Origin of the sequence: Streptomyces sp. SD31 (assembly GCF_052068475.1) — a bacterium.
In the GTDB taxonomy this organism is placed as follows: domain Bacteria; phylum Actinomycetota; class Actinomycetes; order Streptomycetales; family Streptomycetaceae; genus Streptomyces.
Map to the genome: position 1 here is coordinate 406,082 of NZ_JBQHCX010000002.1, position 19,262 is coordinate 425,343.

Genomic DNA, 19,262 nt, shown 5'->3' on the forward strand with positions numbered 1-19,262 from the left:
ACCCATGCGTGGAGCCACGAACGCCGGATGGGCCGCATGCGCGGTGGCGGTCGCGCTCGCGGCGACGGCCTGCGGAGGCGGAGGTGACAGCGGCGGTGACGGCGGCGCCGTGCTCAGCTCCTCGTGGACCGATCCGCAGAACCCGCTGGAGCCGGCCAACACCAACGAGGTGCAGGGCGGCAAGGTGCTCTCCATGATCTTCCGCGGGCTGAAGCAGTACGACCCGAAGACCGGCGAGGCCGAGGACATGCTCGCCGAGCGGATCGAGACCTCCGACTCGCGGAACTACACCGTCACCGTCAAGGACGGCTGGACCTTCAACAACGGCGAGAAGGTCACCGCCAAGTCCTTCGTGGACGCCTGGAACTACGGGGCGAGCCTGAAGAACAACCAGAAGAACGCCTACTTCTTCAGCTACATCGAGGGCTACGACAAGGTCCACCCGGCCAAGGGCGAGCAGAGCGCCGAGACGATGTCCGGGCTGAAGGTCACGGGCGAGCGGACCTTCACGGTCAGGCTCAGCCAGAAGTTCTCCAGCTTCCCCGACACCCTCGGATACAACGCCTTCGTGCCGCTGCCCCGGGCGTTCTACGAGGACCACGACGGCTGGCTGGCCAAGCCGGTCGGCAACGGCCCGTACGCCGTGGAGTCGTACACCAAGGGCTCCGAGATGCGCCTGACGAAGTGGGACGCCTACCCGGGCGAGGACGCGGCGCGCAACGGCGGCGTCACCCTCAAGGTCTACACGGACAACAACACGGCCTACACCGACCTCATGGCCGGCAACCTCGACCTCGTCGACGACGTACCGGCCCAGCAGTTGAAGAACGTCGAGAACGACCTCGGCGACCGCTACCTGAACACCCCCGCCGGCATCATCCAGACCCTGGCCTTCCCCCACTACGACAAGAACTGGAACAAGGCCGGCTCGGTCAAGGTCCGCAAGGGGCTGTCGCGGGCGATCAACCGCGAGCAGATCACCGACACCATCTTCCAGAAGACCCGCACCCCCGCCACCGACTGGACCTCACCCGTCCTCGGCGCGGACGGCGGCTACAAGGAGGGGCTGTGCGGTGAGTGGTGCGAGTACGACGCCGAAGCGGCCAAGAAGCTGATCGAGGAGGGCGGTGGGCTGCCCGGCGGCCAGGTGAAGATCACGTACAACGCGGACACCGGCTCCCACAAGCTGTGGGTGGACGCGGTCTGCAACTCCATCAACAACGCCCTGGACAACGACCGGGCCTGCGTCGGCAACCCGATCGGCACCTTCGCCGACTTCCGCAGCAAGTCCACGACGCAGAAGCTCTCCGGCCCCTTCCGGGCGGGCTGGCAGATGGACTACCCCCTCACCCAGAACTTCCTCCAGCCGCTCTACTACACCAACGCCTCGTCCAACGACGGCAAGTGGTCGAGCGAGGAGTTCGACCGGCTCGTCGACCGGGCGAACGCCGAGACCGACCCCGCGAAGGCCGTGGAGATGTTCCAGAAGGCCGAGGAGGTCGTCCGGGACAACATGGCGGCCATCCCGCTCTGGTACCAGAACGGCAGCGCCGGCTGGTCCGAGCGGCTGTCGAACGTGGCCCTCAACCCGTTCAGCGTCCCCGTCTACGACCAGATCAAGGTCGGCTGAACCCGTCATGGGGCGGTACGTCGTCCGGCGCCTGGTGCAGATGGTCCCGGTGTTCATCGGGTCGACCCTGCTGATCTTCCTCATGGTGAACGTGATGGGCGACCCCATCGCGGGCCTGTGCGGCGACCGGCAGTGCGACGCGGCGACGGCGGCCCGGCTGAAGAAGGAGTTCGGCCTCGACCAGCCCGTGTGGCAGCAGTACCTGACCTACATGGGGAACGTCTTCACCGGAGACTTCGGTACGGCGTTCAACGGCCAGGAAGTCACCGAGCTGATGTCGACGGCCTTCCCGGTCACCATCCGGCTCACGATCGTGGCGATCCTCTTCGAGGTCCTCATCGGGATCACGCTGGGCGTGGTCACCGGCCTGCGCCGCGGCCGCCCCATCGACACCGGGGTCCTCCTGCTCACCCTCGTCGTCATCTCCGTCCCCACCTTCGTCACCGGCCTGCTGCTCCAGCTGCTGCTGGGCGTGGAACGCGACTGGATCCGTCCCTCCGTCTCGACGGAAGCCCCCTTCGACGAGCTGATCGTCCCCGGCCTCGTCCTCGCCTCGGTGTCCCTCGCGTACATCACCCGCCTGACCCGCACCTCCATCGCGGAGAACCGTCGCTCCGACTACGTCCGTACGGCCATCGCCAAAGGCCTGCCCAGACACCGAGTCGTCACCCGCCACCTGCTGCGCAACTCCCTCATCCCCGTCGTCACCTTCATCGGTGCCGACATCGGGTTCCTCATGGGCGGCGCGATCGTCACCGAGCGGATCTTCAACATCCACGGCGTCGGCTATCAGCTCTACCAGGGCATCCTGCGCCAGAACACCCAGACCGTCGTCGGCTTCGTGACGGTCCTCGTCCTCGTCTTCCTCCTGTGCAACCTGGTCGTCGATCTCCTGTACGCCGTACTCGACCCGAGGATCCGCTATGCCTGACCGGCCGTTGGAGTTCGAGGGCGCGATCGCCGGCAGCGGCACGGGCGGCGCGCCGGATCTGACAGCGAGCGAGGTGGAGAGGACGGCGGCGGGGGCTCCGGGCGGCCCCGGGGGCAAGGGCCGGGAGGGACTCGTACCCGACCCTTCGGCCACCTCCGCCGGACGACCCCGCAGCCTGTGGTCCGACGCCTGGCGCGACCTGCGCCGCAACCCGGTCTTCCTCGTCTCCGCCCTGATCATCCTCTTCCTGCTCTTCATCTCCTTCTGGCCCTCCGCGATCGCCTCCGGCAGCCCCCTCAAGTGCGACCTCGCCAAGGCCCAGCAGGGTTCCGCGCCCGGCCATCCCTTCGGCTACGACGGCCAGGGCTGCGACGTCTACACGCGCACGGTCCACGGCGCCCGTACGTCCGTCACGGTCGGCGTCTGCGCCACGCTCGGGGTCGCGGTCCTCGGCTCGGTGCTGGGCGCGCTGGCCGGCTTCTTCGGCGGCCTGTGGGACTCGGTGCTCTCCCGTGTCACCGACGTCTTCTTCGCCATCCCGGTCATCCTCGGCGGGCTGGTTCTGCTGTCGGTGGTCACCAGCAACTCCGTCTGGCCGGTCATCGGCTTCATCGTGCTGCTGGGCTGGCCGCAGATCTCCCGCATCGCGCGCGGCGCGGTCATCACCGCCAAGCAGAACGACTACGTGCAGGCCGCCCGCGCCCTGGGCGCCTCCAACTCCCGCCTCCTGCTCCGCCACATCGCGCCCAACGCCATCGCACCCGTGATCGTGGTCGCCACCATCGCGCTCGGCACGTACATCGCCCTGGAGGCAACCCTGTCCTACCTCGGCGTAGGCCTGAAACCCCCGAGCGTCTCCTGGGGCATCGACATCTCCGCGGCCTCCCCCTACATCCGCAACGCCCCCCACGCCCTCCTGTGGCCCTCCGGCGCCCTGGCGATCACGGTGCTGGCCTTCATCATGCTGGGCGACGCGGTGCGCGACGCCCTTGATCCGAAGCTGAGGTGACGGGGCGATGTGGTGCGGGGTCCGCGGTGCGGACATGCGGAGGAGGCGGTGGGATCACGCCCCGCATCCCCTGCTGCGGCCGCCGGACGCGCCGACGACCACGGTTCCGCCGGCAACCACGGTTCCGGCCGGCGCCATGCCCGGCGACGCGGTGCCCGCCGGCCCACGTGCGGTCGGGCGGTACGCCCGGCCGGCCCATGCGGCTTCGCCGCGACCGGCGGCTACCGTCCGCCGGTCCTGCGCCTGGCTGTCGACGGGCGTCTGGGTGTCGGTCTTGGGTCTGGCTGTGGGGCTGGCACGGGGCCGTCGACTGGTGTCCGGTTGTCGGTCCGGTATCGGGCTGTGCGTCCTGCGTCCGTCCGCCGGTCCGGCACTTGGCCTCCGCGACCGGTGTCCGACCTCGGGCCGGTGTCCGACCTCGGGCCGGTGTCCGACCTCGGGCCGGTGTCCGGCCTCGGGCCGGTCTCGGGCCTCCGACCGGTCTCCGGCCGCCGGTCCGGCATCCGGCTGTGGATCCAGCATCGGGTCGCCGATCCGGCATTCGGCTGTCAGTCCTGCATCGGGCCGCCCGTGCCGCGTCTGGCTACCGGGTCGGCACTGGGCCTCGACCAGTATCCGGCTGTCGGTCCTGCATCTCGTTGCCGTCGCCCGGCATCCGGCCGTCGCCCGGCACCCGGCCCTCGCCCGGGACGCGGCCGTCACGCGGCACCCGGCTCTCGGTCCAACACCCGTCCGTCACCTGGCACTCGGCGTCCCCGGCCCGGTCGCGCAGGGCGGTGGGCGGGGCGGGCGCCCCGGGTTTTCGGTCGCAGGCGTCGGTCGCAGGCCATGGGGGCCGGCCCAGTCCTGGTGTACGTACCACTCGGCGGGACGCCTCCGCGCGACGCCCTCGATGCGAAGTGAGGTGAGCCGGCCGCATGTTGCTGGAAGTGCGTGACCTGCGGGTGGAGTTCAGGACCCGGGACGGGGTCGCCCAAGCCGTCAACGGCGTCAACTACGCCGTGGACGCGGGGGAGACGCTCGCCGTGCTCGGGGAGTCCGGGTCCGGGAAGTCGGTGACCGCGCAGGCGGTGATGGGGATCCTGGACATGCCGCCCGGGAGGATCACCGGGGGCGAGATCCTCTTCCAGGGGCGGGACCTGCTCAAGCTGAAGGAAGAGGAGCGGCGCAAGGTCCGCGGGGCCGAGATGGCGATGATCTTCCAGGACGCTCTGTCGTCGCTGAATCCTGTGCTGACCGTCGGGGACCAGCTCGGCGAGATGTTCGTCGTGCACCGGGGGATGTCGAGGAAGGACGCGCGGGCGAAGGCCGTCGAGCTGATGGACCGGGTAAGGATCCCGGGCGCCAGGGAGCGCGTGCGGCAGTACCCGCACCAGTTCTCCGGCGGTATGCGCCAGCGCATCATGATCGCGATGGCCCTCGCCCTCGAACCCGCGCTGATCATCGCCGACGAGCCCACCACCGCCCTCGACGTCACCGTCCAGGCCCAGGTCATGGAGTTGCTCGCCGAGTTGCAGCGCGAGTACCGCATGGGGCTCATCCTCATCACCCACGACCTCGGCGTGGTCGCCGACGTCGCCGACAAGATCGCCGTGATGTACGCGGGCCGGATCGTCGAGTCCGCGCCGGTCCACGCCCTCTACAAGGCACCCGCCCACCCGTACACCCGAGGCCTGCTGGACTCCATCCCGCGCCTGGACCAGAAGGGCCAGGAGCTCTACGCCATCAAGGGCCTGCCCCCCAATCTCATGAACATCCCCCCGGGCTGCGCCTTCCACCCCCGCTGCCCCCTGGCCCAGGACCTGTGCCGCACGGACGTCCCCCCGCTGTACGAGGTCACCGACTCGGACACGGCCCGGGGCAGCGCCTGCCACTTCTGGAGGGAGTGCCTGCATGGCTGAGCCGATTCTGGAGGTCAGCGGCCTCGTCAAGCACTACCCGCTCACCCGGGGCATCCTCTTCAAGAAGCACGTCGGCGCGGTCAAGGCCGTCGACGGCGTCGACTTCACGCTCCACGCCGGGGAAACCGTCGGCATCGTCGGCGAGTCCGGCTGCGGCAAGTCCACGGTCGCCAAGATGCTGGTCAACCTGGAGCGCCCGACGGCCGGTTCGATCAAGTACAAGGGCGAGGACATCACCCGACTGTCCGGCCGCGCCCTGAAGGCCGTACGCCGCAACATCCAGATGGTGTTCCAGGACCCGTACACCTCCCTCAACCCCCGTATGACGGTGGGCGACATCATCGGCGAGCCGTACGACATCCACCCCGAGGTGGCCCCGAAGGGCGATCGCCGCCGCAGGGTGCGGGAGCTGCTGGACGTGGTCGGCCTCAACCCCGAGTACATCAACCGCTATCCGCACCAGTTCTCCGGCGGCCAGCGCCAACGCATCGGCATCGCCCGGGGTTTGGCGCTGCGCCCGGAGGTCATCGTCGCCGACGAACCGGTCTCCGCACTGGACGTCTCGGTCCAGGCCCAGGTCATCAACCTGATGGACCGCCTGCAGAACGAGTTCGACCTCTCCTACGTCTTCATCGCCCACGACCTGTCGATCGTCCGGCACATCTCCGACCGGGTCGGGGTGATGTACCTCGGCCGGATCGTGGAGATCGGCAAGGACAGCGAGATCTACGACCACCCCACGCACCCCTACACCCAGGCGCTGCTCTCCGCGGTCCCCGTCCCCGACCCCGACGCCCGGGAACACCGCGAGCGCATCATCCTCGCGGGCGACGTCCCGTCCCCGACCAACGTCCCCTCCGGCTGCCGCTTCCGCACCCGCTGCTGGAAGGCACGGGAACGGTGCGCCTCCGAGGCACCGCCGCTCGCGGTGCCGACGCGTTTCGGGGAGGCGAGCGGGCCCGAAGCGCACGCCTCGGCCTGTCACTTCGCGGAGGCCGTATCGATCAGGAGCCCCGCGCCGGGGCAAGTCGTTCCGCCGGAGGCGGTGTCATAGCCGTACATACACACACGAACCGCGTTAACACGCAGGCAACTCAGCCGACCCGATCCCGATATACGGACGCGTCAGGCTGAACAGCGTACGGCCGTGCGGGTGCCGTAAACGAGCCGGGGTGCGCCATGTCACCCCGGCTCGTTGCTGTGTGGACACCGAATGAGTACGGGTACTCAGGACCAGGGCCCGCCACTACGCAACGCTTGGCTCATGGAACGCCGGCCACGCGAGCACGACGGTCTGCTCGCCGTCCTCGTGGGACTCTTCGACGTCCTGCTCATGATCATCCTCGGCTACGGCATGGTCGTCGCCGGCATCGGCGCCGGCTTCGACGAGTACGCCGACCAGCGGGCGGATGAGGACCAGCACCGCATCCTGGTCCTCACCGCATGGCTGGCCGGCGGCGGCTTCGCCCTCGCCGCGGTGCTGCGTTACTGGAAGACCGGTGTCGTCCACCTCCTGCTCGTCGGTCTTCCCTTCCTGGTCTTCCTGGGCCTGCTGAGCGACTGACCCGGCTGCGGGGTCAGTTCAGCCCCAGCGACCGCTGCAGGAAGTCGAGCTGGAGCAGCAGCAGGTTCTCCGCGACCTCCTCCTGCGGAGTCATGTGAGTCACGCCGGACAGCGGCAGCACCTCGTGCGGGCGGCCCGCGGCGAGCAGTGCCGAGGACAGACGCAATGAGTGGGCGACCACCACGTTGTCGTCCGCCAGCCCGTGGACGATCATCATCGGGCGGGCCGGCTCGGCCGCGTCCACCAGCCCGGCGTCGTCGATCAGCGAGTTGCGCCGGTAGACCTCCGGCTGCTCCTCGGGGTGTCCGACGTAACGCTCCTGGTAGTGGGTGTCGTACAGCCGCAGATCGGTGACCGGGGCGCCGACCACCGCCGCGTGGAAGACATCGGGGCGGCGCAGCACCGCGAGCCCCGCCAGATAGCCGCCGAAGGACCAGCCACGGATGGCCACCCGGGTCAGGTCGAGGGGGAACCGCTCGGCGAGCGCCTGGAGCGCGTCGACCTGGTCCTGCACCACGACCGCCGCGATGTCGTCCTTGATCGCCTTCTCCCACGCGGGCGAGCGCCCCGGCGTTCCGCGCCCGTCCGCGACGACCACCGCGAACCCTTGGTCGGCGAACCACTGCGAGGTCAGATACGCGTTGTGCGCGGCGACCACCCTGGAGGCGTGCGGTCCCCCGTAGGGATCCAGCAAAACCGGGAGCGGGGTGTCACCGGCGTAGTCCCGAGGCATAAGCACGGCGCACGGAATGCGACGTGCGCCCCCTTCGGTGAGGGTGATGCGCGGGGTCAAACCGGGATCTTCGGCATACGACCGGACCGTCGCCGTCGGCTTCCCCTCGTGCAGCACCTGGACCCGGGACCCGGGCTGGTTGAGGGTGTGCGACACCAGCACGGTCACGCCCCCGGCACGCACCGCCGAGTGCACGCCGGGCTCCTGCGACACGCGCTCCACACCGAGCTCGTTCACTCGGTACACGTGCACTTCACCGATCTCGGCGTCGGTCGCGGCCTCACCCGCCGACGCCGAGACGAGGACGTCGTCGTCGGAGACGTCCAGCACCGCACGGACGTGCAATTGCGGACCCGTCAGCGGGCGTTCGCCCACCGTGAGCACCCGTGCGCCGCCCTCGTCGGCGATGCGCACCAGCTGCCCGGAAGGGCTCCAGCAGGGCACGCCAGGGAAAAGATCCAGCCATTGTGGATCTTCGTCGGCGTGCACCATCCGCGTCGCCCCCGTCGCCGGGTCCACGGCCAGGAACAACTGGCTGCGCTGGTCCCGCGCCTGGACGAGCAGCAGCGGCGCACCCGCCGCTGACCAGTGCACTCGTGCCAGATAGGGGTACCGCGCCCGGTCCCACGCCACCTCCGTGCGCGCCCCGTCCAGACCGATCACGAACAGCCGTACGTCCGCGTTCTCGGTCCCCGCCGCCGGATACGCCACCTGCTGCGGCTCGCGCTCCGGACGTGCGGGATCGGAGATCCACCACCGCCGCACCGGCGTGTCGTCCACGCACGCCACGAGCAGCCGGTCCGACTCCGGACCCCACCAAAAGCCCCGGTAGCGTGCCATCTCCTCGGCGGCGATGAACTCGGCGAGCCCATAGGTGACGCCCTCCGACTCCGGCTCGGCGAGCGCACGGTCGCCCTCACCCTCGGCGCCCACCACCCGCAGCGCGCCCTGCGCGACGTACGCGATGTGCCGTCCGTCGGGGGAGGGGCGCGGGTCGATCACCGGCCCGGGGACCCGGAGTTCGCGTGCCGTGCCGGCCCGTAGCTCCGCTGTGAAAAGCCGCCCTGACAAGGCAAAAGACGCCAACTCCACGGCGGCGTCGGTGGCCTGGCCGACGATGCCGGCGCCGGCCTCACGGCTGCGCTCGCGGCGCGCCCGCTCCTGCGGCGAGAGGTCTTCCGAGGCACCGCCCAGCAGGGCGCGCGGGTCGGCCGCCACGCGCTCCTTGCCGTCCACCGTGTCGAGCACCCACAGCGAACTCGCCGGATCCGTACCGGAGGTGGAGCGCAGGAACACGATGCGGGAACCGTCGGGCGCCACCGTGAACGCGCGCGGCGCGCCGAACGTGAACCGCTGGGTGCGGGCATGCCGGCGGGGGAAGGACACAGGCTCGGTCGTCATGCCCCGACCATATTGGCCAGTGCGCCCCCTTGTGCGGCTGTGCGCCGATCGATGCGCACGTACGGATAGTTATGATCACTAGCGCATAGTGGGTATGAACCTGCTGGCTGCTGCATGGATTTATCTGCCCCCATAGTCCGACCCCCCGCCCCTGGGATTCTTGGAGGTGAGCCGCCGTGGCACTCTCGATTTCGGCGGTGGTGCTGCTGGCGATCATCGTCTTCCTGCTGATCAAGAAATCAGGGTTGAAGGCGGGCCATGCGGTTGTCTGCATGCTGCTCGGGTTCTACCTGGCGTCCTCGACCGTCGCGCCCACCATCAGTGAGCTGACGACGAACATCGCGGGCATGATCGGCAGCATCAAGTTCTGAGCCGCGCCTTCTGACAGTGCCGCGCCTTCTGACAGTGCCGCGCGGCACTGTCAGTGTCGCCTCGTAGGGTGGGCCCATGACGGAACTGCCCGACCGGCGTCTGCTCCTGGTGCACGCGCACCCGGACGACGAGTCGATCAACAACGGCGCGACCATGGCCAAGTACGCGGCCGAGGGTGCCCACGTGACCCTGGTCACCTGCACCCTCGGCGAGCACGGCGAGGTCATCCCCCCCGAGCTCCAGCACCTGACGGGGGCCGCTCTGGGCGAACACCGCCTGGGCGAGCTCACCGCCGCGATGCGTGAGCTCGGCGTCGAGGACTTCCGTCTCCTCGGCGGAAAGGGCCGCTTCGAGGACTCGGGGATGATGGGCATCGCCGACAACGACGACCCGGCCGCCCTCTGGCAGGCGGACGTCGACGACGCGGCCCGGGCTCTCGTCGAGGTGATCCTGGAGGTGCGCCCCCAGGTCCTCGTCACCTATGACCCCGACGGCGGCTACGGCCACCCGGACCACATCCAGGCCCACCGCATCGCCATGCGCGCGGCCGAGCTGGCGGCCGACGCCGGCTGGCGGATCCCCAAGATCTACTGGAACCGCGTCCCGCGCACGGTCGCCGAGGAGGCCTTCGCCCGGCTTCAGGCGGATCTGCCCGGGCTGCCGTTCAGCAAGGCCGCCACCGTGGACGACGTACCGGGCGTCGTGGACGACGAGCGGATCACCACCGTGATCGACGGCACCGCGTACGCCACCGCCAAGGCCGCCGCGATGCGCGCGCATGCCACGCAGATCGACGTGGCCGAGCTGTACTTCGCGCTCTCCAACGAGCTCGCGCAACCCCTCTTCACCACCGAGTACTACGAGTTGGTGCAGGGCGAGCGAAGCGAGATGGGGGTCTCCCCGGCCGAAGGCTGGGGGAGAGGGGCCAAGACGGAGTCCGATCTGTTCGCCGGTGTCACCGTCGGGGAGGCGTCATGAGCTCGATGCTCGCCCAGCCGCTGAAGCGGCCTTCCGGCCTGCGGGCCCTCGCCTACGTCGGGCTGTTCGTGCTCGGCGCGGTGGTCGGCGTGGCCGGGGCACTGGTGCAGCCCGCGTGGTTCCCGGGCGGCCTGCTGCTCGCGCTCGCCGGTGAGGCCGGGCTCTGTCTGGGCGGTGGCCGGGTGGCAGGCAGCCGCGCCGGAGCCGTCGCACCCGCCGGCGGCTGGATGGTCGCCGTCATTCTGCTCACCGCCAGCCGCCCGGAGGGCGACTTCGTGTTCGGCACGAGCGCCGCCTCCTATCTCTTCCTGCTCGGCGGCATGGCCGTGGCTGTGATCTGCGCCACCCTCGTGCCGGCGCGGCAACCGGGCGACGACCCCGTCCGACTTGGCAAGTGACGTACCACTTCTCCATGCCGCACTCGTGCGAGTCCCGTGTGGGTTTCCCAGGCGGTCGTGGGATACGGGCCGGAAGTGGCCAGTATGGTGGTGCGCGCCGCCGAGCCTCCCCCAGCCTCGAACCACTCGGCCGGGAGGGACCCCCACTCGCAATGGAGGTCGAACAGGCGGTGGAGCCAACCGGGAGAACCTGCCTTGAGTCGTGAAACTGACACTCCGTCCTCCGGGCCCAACGGGCGCGGCGGAGCCGCATACCCCTCGGGCACGCCGCCGTACGGGACCCCCATGGCTTCCGACAGCGGTAGGGACGCGGGCCGTTCGGCCGCGCAGCCGGAGGAACGCAAGACCGAGACCACGCTGACGACACGGATCCGGATCAACATCCCGGGGTCGCGGCCCATTCCGCCGGTCGTCGTGCGCAAGCCCGTCGCCGAAGCCGAGAGCGCCGCGGACAGCGCGGACACCGAGACGCCGGCGCCGTCCGCCGCCACGTCCATGTCCACCGGCACCGTCGAGCCCTCGGCCGACCCCGCCGCGCAGGCGGGGGAGAAGACGAGCGACTGGTTCGCCCCGCGCAAGTCCGGCGCGCCCAAGGGCGGTCAGGGCGGCCCGCCCTCCAACGGGGCCGGTCTGCCCGGCGGTTCGGGCCCCGCTCCCAGCGGGCCCGGTGGCGCGGGTGCCGGTGCGCCCGGCGGGGCGCGCCCGGGTGCCGGTTCCGGTCGGCCCGGTGGTGTCGTGGGCGCGATGAGCGTGCCCGGCGGCGCACGCCCCGGTGGTACGAACGGCGCAGGTCTCCCGGGTGCGACCGGCGGCCCGGTGGCTCCCGGGCACGGTGGAGGCACCGGTTCCTTCGACGTCACCGAGGCACTGGCGGCGGGTCCGCTGGGCAACGGCAACGGCAACGGTTCCCGCCCCGGCGGCGAGGCGCGCCGCGACGACCTGCCGTACTTCTCGGAGAACGGTGACGGGGGTCCGAACGGTCAGAACGGCTACGGCTCCCAGGGCGGCCCGAACGGCCCTCATGGTTACGGCTCCCAGGGCGGCCCGAGCGGCTTCGACGGTTCCGCCGACTTCGGTGGCCTCGACGACTTCGACGGGCCGAGCGACTTCAACGGCTCGAACGATTTCAATGGCCCGAGCGACTTCGGCGGCCCGAGTGGCCATGGCGGCCAGGGCGGCCCGCAGGGCCCCGCAGGCCCGACGACCGGTCCGGTCACCGGCGACGGTCCGGCCGTGCCCCCGGTCAGGGGCGGCGGGCAGGGCGGCCGCGGTGGGCCCGGCGGTCCGGGTGGCCCGGCTGGTCCGGGTGTGCCCGGAATCTCCAACGGTCCGGGTGGCTCCGGTGTGCCCGGCATCTCCAACGGCCCGAGCCGGCCCGGCGGACCCGCCGGCCCCGGCAGCGGCCCAGCGGGCCCCGCAGGCCCGGGCGGCGCCCCCCACACCCCGGGCCGTGGCCCCGGCGGCGGCCTGAGTGACGACACCGCGATCCTCACCCCGCAGAAGCCGGCCCCCGAACCCGGCAACCCGCACTACGGCGGTGTCGCCGACAACGTCTCCGGCCACACCGTCACCAGCGGCATCCCCGTCGTACCCTCCGGCGCCCAGAGCGGTCCCTTCGGCCCGGGCGCCGCCGACGGACCGGCGCCGCACACGCCTCCGAAGCTGCCCGAGCCGGGCTCGACGAACGCGTCGACGTCCCGCGCGCCCAAGAAGAAGGGCCGCAACAAGCTGCCCCTGCTCGTCGGCGGAGTGATCGTCCTCGCCGGTGGCGTCTACGGCGCCGGCCTGCTGATGAACCACTCCGACGTGCCCAAGGGCACCACCGTGCTCGGCGTCGACATCGGCGGCGGCACCCGCGACGACGCGGTCAAGAAGCTCAACGACGCCTTCGACGAGCGGGTCAACAAGCCGCTGAAGCTGTCGGTCGGCGGCAAGACCGTCACCCTCGAACCGGACAAGGCCGGGCTGCAGTTCGACATGCAGCAGACGGTCAGCACGGCCGCGACCAGCGACTACAACCCGGTCTCGGTCATCGGCTCCCTGTTCGGCAACCACCGGACCGTGGACCCGGTCATGCCGATCGACGAGGAGAAGCTGCACGCCGCCCTGGAGGACGTCTCCGGCGGCTCCGGCTCGGTGACCGAGGGCACGGTCTCCTTCAAGACCGGCAAGGCGGTCGCCGTGTACGGCAAGGCCGGCAAGGGCATCGACGTCGCCAAGTCGACCACGGCGGTCGAGGAGGCGTACCGCACCCAGGTGGAGACGGGCACGTCCTCCCCGGTGCAGGTCGCGACGACCACCCAGCAGCCGACGGTCACCAACGCCGAGGTCGACCGGTTCATGAAGGAGTTCGCCGAGCCGGCGATGGCCACCAAGGTCACGGTCCAGACGGACGCCGCGCACAGCATCCCGTTCGGCTCCCTGTCCCTGCCGAAGATCCTCGGAGTCAAGGCCGTCGACGGCAAGCTCGTGGACACCTACGACCTCAAGGCACTCAAGGAGGCGTACGGCGCCACCTTCGACGGCGTGCAGATCAACGGCGCGAGCGGCAAGCGCGACGTCCTGCCGCAGGATGTCGCCTCCGCCCTGCGCAAGGCCCTGCGCGGCAAGACAGCGGCGGAGCGCACCGTCACCATCGACACCAACCCGAGCTAGCGGAACCGCTCGCACCAGGGGGCACCCGGCACACGCCGGGTGCCCCCTGGTCGTCGTATGACATCTGTCATCCGGTAGTCAGGACCGCCGACACTGCCGGGCGCAGGGGCCCGCGGGCCACTCTGGGTCCCATGACGACGACAGTGGTCGCATTCGACCAGGTGAGCAAGAGCTACGGGAATGTCCGGGCCGTCGACCGGCTGACACTCGCGCTGTACCCGGGGGAGACGGTGGCCCTGCTGGGGCCCAACGGGGCCGGCAAGTCCACCACGCTCGATCTGCTGCTCGGGCTCAAGCAGCCCGACGGGGGCGCCGTCCGGCTCTGCGACACCAGCCCGCGCGAGGCGATCGTCGCCGGGCGGGTGGGCGCCATGCTGCAGAGCGGCGGGCTGATGGACGAGGTGACCGTCGCCGAACTGGTGCGGCTCGCCTGTGACCTGCACCCGAGGCCGTACAAGGTCTCTGACGTACTCTCCCGCGCGGGCGTCACGCAGATCGCCGACCGCAAGGTCGACAAGCTCTCCGGCGGTCAGGCCCAGCGCGTCCGCTTCGCCCTCGCGACCGCCGGCGACAGCGATCTGATCGTCCTGGACGAGCCGACCACCGGCATGGACGTCACCACCCGCCAGGCGTTCTGGGCCACCATGCGCGAACAGGCCGACCAGGGCCGTACGGTCCTCTTCGCCACCCACTACCTGGAGGAGGCGGACGCCGTCGCCGACCGGGTGCTGGTCCTGCACCGCGGCCGGCTGCTGGCCGACGGCACGGCGGCCGAGATCAAGGCGAAGGCGGGGGCCCGCAGGATCTCCTTCGAGCTGCCCGTCGGCCCGGTCGACGAGGCCGTGCTGCGGTCGCTGCCCTTCCTCAGGACGCTCGACATATCCGGCCGGACCGTCCGCATCCAGTCCTCCGACGCCGACGCGACGGTCCACTCCCTCTATGGCCTCGGCCTCTACCCCCGCAACCTCGAAGTCGCCGGGCTCGGACTCGAGCAGGCGTTCGTCGCCATCACCACCGCCGAGGAGGCACGTACGTCATGAAGGGCCTGATCCGGCTGGAACTCACCCGCGCCCTGCGGGGCCGCAAGTTCCTCTTCTTCTCGGTGCTCTACCCGTCCCTCCTGTTCCTGCTGATCGCGGGCAGCGCCGACAGCACGACGAAGATCGACGGCACGGGACTGACCCTGCCGACCTACATGATGGTCTCGATGGCCTCCTTCGGCGCCCTGACGGCCGTCCTGATGGGCAACAGCGAGCGCATCGCCAAGGAGCGCGAGAGCGGCTGGGTACGGCAGCTGCGGCTGACGACCCTTCCGGGCCGCGGGTACGTCCTGGCCAAGACCGCGAGTGCCGCCGTGGTCAGCCTGCCGTCCATCGTGATCGTCTTCTTCGTCGCCGCCGTCGCGAAGGACGTACGCCTGGACGCCTGGCAGTGGCTCGCCCTCACCGGCGCGATCTGGGCCGGCAGCCTCGTCTTCGCCGCACTCGGCGTGGCCCTCGGCTACCTCGCGAGCGGGGACGCGGTCCGCCCGATCACGATGATCACCTACTTCGGTCTGTCCATCCTCGGCGGCCTGTGGATGCCGACCACGTCCTTCCCGGCCTGGCTGCAGGACATCGCCGACTGGGTGCCCACGCACGCGTACGCTGCCCTGGGGCAGGCGATCGAACAGAGCCAGGCCCCTCATGCCAAGGACATCGCCGTCCTCGCCGTCTTCTTCGCCCTGTTCACCGGCGGCGCGGCCTGGCTGTACCGGAAGGACACGCTGAAGGCGTGAGCAGCGTCGGCATCGGGCAACGCCCCCAGAACCGCAGGCAGAAGGCCGTCAAGTTCCTCTGGGTCGGGATCTGGCTCGCCTACCTGAGCGCGCCGGTGGGCGACCTGCTGCACGGCGGGCACAGCGACGGCGTCGTCGTCCTCGGCTGGATCGGCCTGGTCGCCTTCGTCGCCTGGTACTTCGCCCTGATCTTCCGCACCGGGCGCGGCGAGAGCAACGGCGTGGTGCTCGGCTCGCTGGCGGTCCTGGCCACCCAGTCGACCGTCCTCGCTCTCACCCTGGGCCGCGAGTGGCTCGTCCTGTTCGTGTACGTGGCGATCTCCTCCGGCGCGGCCCTGCCGTTCCACCTGGCCCGCTGGACCATCCCGGCCGTGTCGGCCCTGTTGACCGGGATCGCCCTCGCGGTCCCCGGCGGCGCGTCGTTCCTGGCGGGCCTGCTCTTCCCGGCCCTCCTCGGCGGCTTCTCCATGACCGGCGTACGCGAGCTCATCCGCACGACCATGGAGCTGCGCGAGGCCCGCGCCACGGTCGCCCAGCTCGCCGCCAACGAGGAACGCCTGCGCCTTGCCCGGGACCTGCACGACCTGCTCGGCCACTCCCTCTCGCTGATCACGCTGAAGAGCGAACTCGCGGGCCGTATGCTCCCGGCCCACCCCGACGAGGCGGCCCAGCAGGTCGCCGACATCGAGCAGGTCAGCCGCCAGGCCCTGGTCGACGTACGGGAGGCTGTGTCGGGCTACCGCCGCCCCCGTCTGTCCGCCGAACTCGCGGGCGCGAAGGTCGCGTTGACGGCGGCCGGGATCACCGCGGAACTGCCCGACGAACCGGACCCCACCGACATCCCCGAGACCAGCGAGACGGCCATGGCCTGGGCACTGCGCGAGGCCGTCACCAACGTCGTACGCCACAGCGGTGCCCGGCGCTGCACGGTGGAACTCCTGCGCTGCCAGACCCTCGACGGCCCCGTCCTGGAACTGTCCGTAGAGGACAACGGCTCGGGCGACCAGGGCAACGGCCCCGGCAACGGCCTGGCGGGCCTGACGGAACGCCTGGCGAAGGCGGGCGGCACCCTGGAGGCGGGCGGGACCCGGCACGGCTTCCGCCTGACCGCCCGTGTCCCGGCCGCCGGGGTCCGCTCGGCCGACGCGGCCTCGGCGGACGTAGGATCCCCGTCATGATCCAGACGATCAGGGTTCTCCTGGCCGAGGACCAGTCGATGGTCCGCGAGGCCCTGGCCGCCCTGCTCGGCCTGGAGGACGACATCGAGGTCGTCGCCCAGGTGGCCCGCGGCGACGAGGTCCTGGCGGCGGCCCGGGCGCACGACGTGGACGTGGCCCTGCTCGACATAGAGATGCCCGGCGCGACCGGCATCGAGGCGGCGGCCCTCGTGCACGCGGAGCTGCCGGCCGTGAAGCTGGTCATCCTCACCACCTTCGGCCGCCCCGGCTACCTCCGCAGCGCGATGGAGTCGGGCGCCGACGCCTTCCTGGTCAAGGACGCACCGGCGGCCCAACTGGCCGAGGCGGTACGGAAGGTACTCGCGGGCGAGCGAGTCATCGACCCCACGCTCGCGGCAGCGGCCCTGGCGGAGGGCGCCAACCCCTTGACGGACCGCGAGCGAGAGGTACTGCGAGCAGCGGAGGACGGCTCCACGAACGCCGAACTGGCGGCGGCCCTGCACCTGTCACAGGGCACGGTCCGCAACTACCTGTCGACAGCGATCCAGAAACTGGCGGCGCGCAACCGCGCGGAGGCGGTGCGGATCGCGAGAGAGAAGGGGTGGCTGTAAATCGCCGACCAGGGGCAACGCCCTCAGGGACGCGGGGAACTGCGCGACCAGCCACCACGATCCGGTGGCTGCGAGACTGCGAAAGCCCTGTGGCGCCTGGGCGAACCGTCAGTTCAACATCGCCCGAGCCGCCCGAGCCTGCCCCCGCACCCGCTCCGCCGCTCCTTCATCCACCGCACTGATCAACTCCGCGTACCCCTCCAACTCCGCGGCCCCCTCGACGAAGTCCCCCCGCTGCACCAGCAACTGCGCCCGCTCGAACCGCAACCGAGCCGGATGCGACGGAAGCAACAGCGACAACTCCACCGCCCACAAGGCCACATCCGTCCGCTCGGGCCGGGTGGCCGCCCAGGCACGGATGTTGTTCAGGATCCGCAGCACCACATCCAAGGGATCGGCCGGCGTCAACATGGACGGCTCCAGCGGCGCCCCCGTGGCCCCCGCCACCAGCATCTCCGCATCGTTCCCGGTCAGCACCCGCCCCCCGTCGAACGGGTCAGCGAGCACCTGCTCATCAGCCGGCCCGAACCCCACCACGAAGTGTCCCGGCAGAGCGACCCCGTACACAGGCGCCCCCGCCCGCCGCGCAACCTCCATCCACACCACCGACAGCAGAATCGGCAGCCCTCTGCGCCGCACCAGCACCTGATGCAGCAATGACGACTCCAGCCGCTGATAGTCCGCGGCGGAGCCGCGAAACCCGTACCGCTCCCCGAGCAGCTCCCGCAGAGCGACCGCCCACGCCCGCGGCCCCCCGGGCCGGAACGGCAGCTGCCCCGCCAGCCCGTCCAGCTCCACCTGCGCCGCGTCCATGCCCGCCTCGTCCAGCGCCCCGTCCGCCTCGGCCCCCACCAGCAGACACAGCGCGGACAGGTCGGGCCGCTCGGACCGCGCCTCTTCGGCGAACCGCCGCCGCAGCTCGGCGGAACGTTCGGGCGGTGGAGGGTAGGGGGGACGCATAGCTGGCTCGTGCCCTTTCACGGCGATCGGTACTACCGTCAGCAGCCGGTGGTTCGCAGCTCATCGCCGGAGGCACCCGGCTCGCGATAGTGGTGGTACCCGTGATGCGCGGCGAAACCCATCCGGGCGTACATCTCCCGCGCACCCGCGTTCTCCGTCTCGACCTGCAACCACGCCGCCGACGCCCCCTCGTCGAGGGCCCGCCGGGCCAGCGCGGCCATCACCCGGGTCGCCAGCCCCTGCCGCCGCAGCGCCGGATCGACCTCCACAGCGGCGAACCCGGCCCACCGTCCGTCCACGACACACCGCCCGATGGCAGCAGGCGCACCGCCACCCGCACCGGGCACCGTCGCGAACCACACCGACGGCCCGCTCCGGAGCACCTCCATGGCCACCTCGCTCACCCCCTTGCGCTGATACCGCGCAAGCCAAGCCTCGTCCGCCTCCCGGGACAGCACCACCCCGGCCACCTCGGCCGGCTCGCCCCGGTCGGCGATCGGCGCCAACGCCCCGATCCACATCTCGGCGGACACCTCCCGCACCCACCCCAGCCGCTCCAGCTCCGCGCACAGCAGCTCCTGCGTGCCCTCGGCCCCGGTCGCGGTCTGGACGTACGCCGGGAGCCCACGGTCGCCGTACCAGCGCCGTACGACATCGAGCGCGGCCTCCAGCGGCATCCCGGGGTCGCCGAGCGGCAGCACCGAGTTGGCCCGCCGGGTGAACCCGGACGCGGCCCGCAGCTCCCACTCGCCGAGCCCTTCGCTCTCCACCGGCCGCCACGCGCGCGTGGCGACCTGAGCGAGCTCCTCGTAGGAGGCGGCCGGCCCGCGGCGCCGGGCGGGAGCGGCGGGCACCACCTTGCCCGCGACCAGCGACGCTTCCGGGATACGGACGGTCTCACCACTCTTCCGTGTGATCAGCAGCACACCGTCGTCCCATGATGCGAGAACACCCACCGTGTCGGTGAACTTCTCACCCGGAGGCGCAGGATCGTTCAGGCGGCGTACGGACACTCGTTTGCCCACGTCAGCAGCGGTGATACGGACCTCAAGGCGCCCCGTCGCAGAGATTTCCACAGGTCAGTTCACCCCTCCTGTTCGGATCATGCCCAAGAACGGAGATACTAGGGGCGGGCATCGACGACGCCGCGCTCCCGCGCGCCAG

At 70.9% G+C, this 19,262-nt stretch carries 17 protein-coding genes; 14 read left to right on the top strand and 3 right to left on the bottom strand.

Annotated elements, in window-relative coordinates:
• The first annotated feature begins 4 nt into the window (after positions 1-4).
• The 6 genes from ACTMVF_RS05795 to ACTMVF_RS05820 all read left to right on the top strand — a co-directional run bounded on the left by ACTMVF_RS05795 (position 5) and on the right by ACTMVF_RS05820 (position 7,035).
• The gene (locus ACTMVF_RS05795; RefSeq protein WP_441269851.1) at positions 5-1,630 is read left to right on the top strand and encodes a peptide ABC transporter substrate-binding protein; all 1,626 of its coding nucleotides are present in this window, start codon (positions 5-7) and stop codon (positions 1,628-1,630) included.
• 7 nt (positions 1,631-1,637) lie between these two features.
• Positions 1,638-2,561, top strand: coding sequence for an ABC transporter permease (locus tag ACTMVF_RS05800; RefSeq protein ID WP_441269852.1), 924 nt, complete (start codon positions 1,638-1,640; stop codon positions 2,559-2,561).
• On the top strand, positions 2,554-3,570 hold the full coding sequence (locus tag ACTMVF_RS05805; protein WP_441269853.1) for an ABC transporter permease: 1,017 nt from the start codon (positions 2,554-2,556) through the stop codon (positions 3,568-3,570). The genes ACTMVF_RS05800 and ACTMVF_RS05805 overlap by 8 nt, the downstream gene beginning before the upstream one ends.
• 917 nt (positions 3,571-4,487) lie before the next feature.
• Positions 4,488-5,471: an ABC transporter ATP-binding protein gene (locus ACTMVF_RS05810; protein WP_441269854.1), complete on the top strand. Its 984-nt coding sequence runs from the start codon at positions 4,488-4,490 to the stop codon at positions 5,469-5,471.
• On the top strand, positions 5,464-6,525 hold the full coding sequence (locus ACTMVF_RS05815) for an ABC transporter ATP-binding protein (RefSeq protein ID WP_441269855.1): 1,062 nt from the start codon (positions 5,464-5,466) through the stop codon (positions 6,523-6,525). The genes ACTMVF_RS05810 and ACTMVF_RS05815 overlap by 8 nt, the downstream gene beginning before the upstream one ends.
• A gap of 210 nt (positions 6,526-6,735) precedes the next feature.
• Complete coding sequence (locus tag ACTMVF_RS05820) at positions 6,736-7,035, top strand: hypothetical protein (RefSeq protein ID WP_441269856.1); 300 nt, start codon at positions 6,736-6,738, stop codon at positions 7,033-7,035.
• 13 nt (positions 7,036-7,048) lie between these two features.
• Here ACTMVF_RS05820 and ACTMVF_RS05825 read toward each other — a convergent pair whose 3' ends face one another.
• Entirely contained in the window at positions 7,049-9,169 is a 2,121-nt protein-coding gene (locus tag ACTMVF_RS05825) for a prolyl oligopeptidase family serine peptidase (protein ID WP_441269857.1), read from the bottom strand.
• Positions 9,170-9,345: 176 nt separating this feature from the next.
• On the opposite strand from ACTMVF_RS05825, the gene ACTMVF_RS05830 reads away from it, so the two are divergent.
• From ACTMVF_RS05830 to ACTMVF_RS05865, 8 genes are all read left to right on the top strand, one after another.
• On the top strand, positions 9,346-9,540 hold the full coding sequence (locus ACTMVF_RS05830; protein WP_019755516.1) for a hypothetical protein: 195 nt from the start codon (positions 9,346-9,348) through the stop codon (positions 9,538-9,540).
• A gap of 76 nt (positions 9,541-9,616) precedes the next feature.
• Positions 9,617-10,519 carry an N-acetyl-1-D-myo-inositol-2-amino-2-deoxy-alpha-D-glucopyranoside deacetylase gene (gene mshB, locus ACTMVF_RS05835; RefSeq protein WP_441269858.1) on the top strand — a complete coding sequence of 301 codons (903 nt, stop codon included), beginning with the start codon at positions 9,617-9,619 and terminating at the stop codon, positions 10,517-10,519.
• A complete protein-coding gene (locus tag ACTMVF_RS05840) occupies positions 10,516-10,917 on the top strand; it encodes a DUF6113 family protein (RefSeq protein WP_441269859.1) in 402 nt (133 codons plus the stop codon). Before mshB ends, ACTMVF_RS05840 begins: the two co-directional genes overlap by 4 nt.
• A 195-nt stretch (positions 10,918-11,112) precedes the next feature.
• Entirely contained in the window at positions 11,113-13,572 is a 2,460-nt protein-coding gene (locus tag ACTMVF_RS05845; protein ID WP_441269860.1) for a hypothetical protein, read from the top strand.
• 131 nt (positions 13,573-13,703) lie between these two features.
• Positions 13,704-14,612, top strand: a complete 909-nt coding sequence (locus tag ACTMVF_RS05850; RefSeq protein WP_441269861.1) for an ABC transporter ATP-binding protein — start codon at positions 13,704-13,706, stop codon at positions 14,610-14,612.
• Positions 14,609-15,349, top strand: coding sequence for an ABC transporter permease (locus tag ACTMVF_RS05855; RefSeq protein WP_441269862.1), 741 nt, complete (start codon positions 14,609-14,611; stop codon positions 15,347-15,349). Before ACTMVF_RS05850 ends, ACTMVF_RS05855 begins: the two co-directional genes overlap by 4 nt.
• On the top strand, positions 15,346-16,527 hold the full coding sequence (locus ACTMVF_RS05860; RefSeq protein WP_441269863.1) for a sensor histidine kinase: 1,182 nt from the start codon (positions 15,346-15,348) through the stop codon (positions 16,525-16,527). The genes ACTMVF_RS05855 and ACTMVF_RS05860 overlap by 4 nt, the downstream gene beginning before the upstream one ends.
• The gene (locus tag ACTMVF_RS05865; RefSeq protein WP_441269864.1) at positions 16,524-17,138 is read left to right on the top strand and encodes a response regulator transcription factor; all 615 of its coding nucleotides are present in this window, start codon (positions 16,524-16,526) and stop codon (positions 17,136-17,138) included. Before ACTMVF_RS05860 ends, ACTMVF_RS05865 begins: the two co-directional genes overlap by 4 nt.
• 108 nt (positions 17,139-17,246) lie before the next feature.
• On the opposite strand, the gene ACTMVF_RS05870 is transcribed toward ACTMVF_RS05865, so the two are convergent.
• A complete protein-coding gene (locus tag ACTMVF_RS05870) occupies positions 17,247-18,098 on the bottom strand; it encodes a transglutaminase family protein (protein WP_441269865.1) in 852 nt (283 codons plus the stop codon).
• Between the two features lie 38 nt (positions 18,099-18,136).
• Positions 18,137-19,174 (bottom strand): GNAT family N-acetyltransferase, encoded by a 1,038-nt coding sequence (locus ACTMVF_RS05875; protein ID WP_441269866.1) that lies wholly within the window; start codon positions 19,172-19,174, stop codon positions 18,137-18,139.
• Positions 19,175-19,262 lie beyond the last annotated feature (88 nt).

Bases quoted from the DNA above. Each gene is read 5' to 3' on its own strand.
- ACTMVF_RS05865 (WP_441269864.1), top strand. From the start codon at position 16,524: ATGATCCAGACGATCAGGGTTCTCCTGGCCGAGGACCAGTCGATGGTC.
- ACTMVF_RS05855 (WP_441269862.1), top strand. From the start codon at position 14,609: ATGAAGGGCCTGATCCGGCTGGAACTCACCCGCGCCCTGCGGGGCCGC.
- ACTMVF_RS05800 (WP_441269852.1), top strand. From the start codon at position 1,638: ATGGGGCGGTACGTCGTCCGGCGCCTGGTGCAGATGGTCCCGGTGTTC.
- ACTMVF_RS05825 (WP_441269857.1), bottom strand. From the start codon at position 9,169: ATGACGACCGAGCCTGTGTCCTTCCCCCGCCGGCATGCCCGCACCCAG.
- ACTMVF_RS05805 (WP_441269853.1), top strand. From the start codon at position 2,554: ATGCCTGACCGGCCGTTGGAGTTCGAGGGCGCGATCGCCGGCAGCGGC.
- ACTMVF_RS05820 (WP_441269856.1), top strand. From the start codon at position 6,736: ATGGAACGCCGGCCACGCGAGCACGACGGTCTGCTCGCCGTCCTCGTG.
- mshB (WP_441269858.1), top strand. From the start codon at position 9,617: ATGACGGAACTGCCCGACCGGCGTCTGCTCCTGGTGCACGCGCACCCG.
- ACTMVF_RS05870 (WP_441269865.1), bottom strand. From the start codon at position 18,098: ATGCGTCCCCCCTACCCTCCACCGCCCGAACGTTCCGCCGAGCTGCGG.
- ACTMVF_RS05840 (WP_441269859.1), top strand. From the start codon at position 10,516: ATGAGCTCGATGCTCGCCCAGCCGCTGAAGCGGCCTTCCGGCCTGCGG.
- ACTMVF_RS05795 (WP_441269851.1), top strand. From the start codon at position 5: ATGCGTGGAGCCACGAACGCCGGATGGGCCGCATGCGCGGTGGCGGTC.
- ACTMVF_RS05850 (WP_441269861.1), top strand. From the start codon at position 13,704: ATGACGACGACAGTGGTCGCATTCGACCAGGTGAGCAAGAGCTACGGG.
- ACTMVF_RS05815 (WP_441269855.1), top strand. From the start codon at position 5,464: ATGGCTGAGCCGATTCTGGAGGTCAGCGGCCTCGTCAAGCACTACCCG.
- ACTMVF_RS05810 (WP_441269854.1), top strand. From the start codon at position 4,488: ATGTTGCTGGAAGTGCGTGACCTGCGGGTGGAGTTCAGGACCCGGGAC.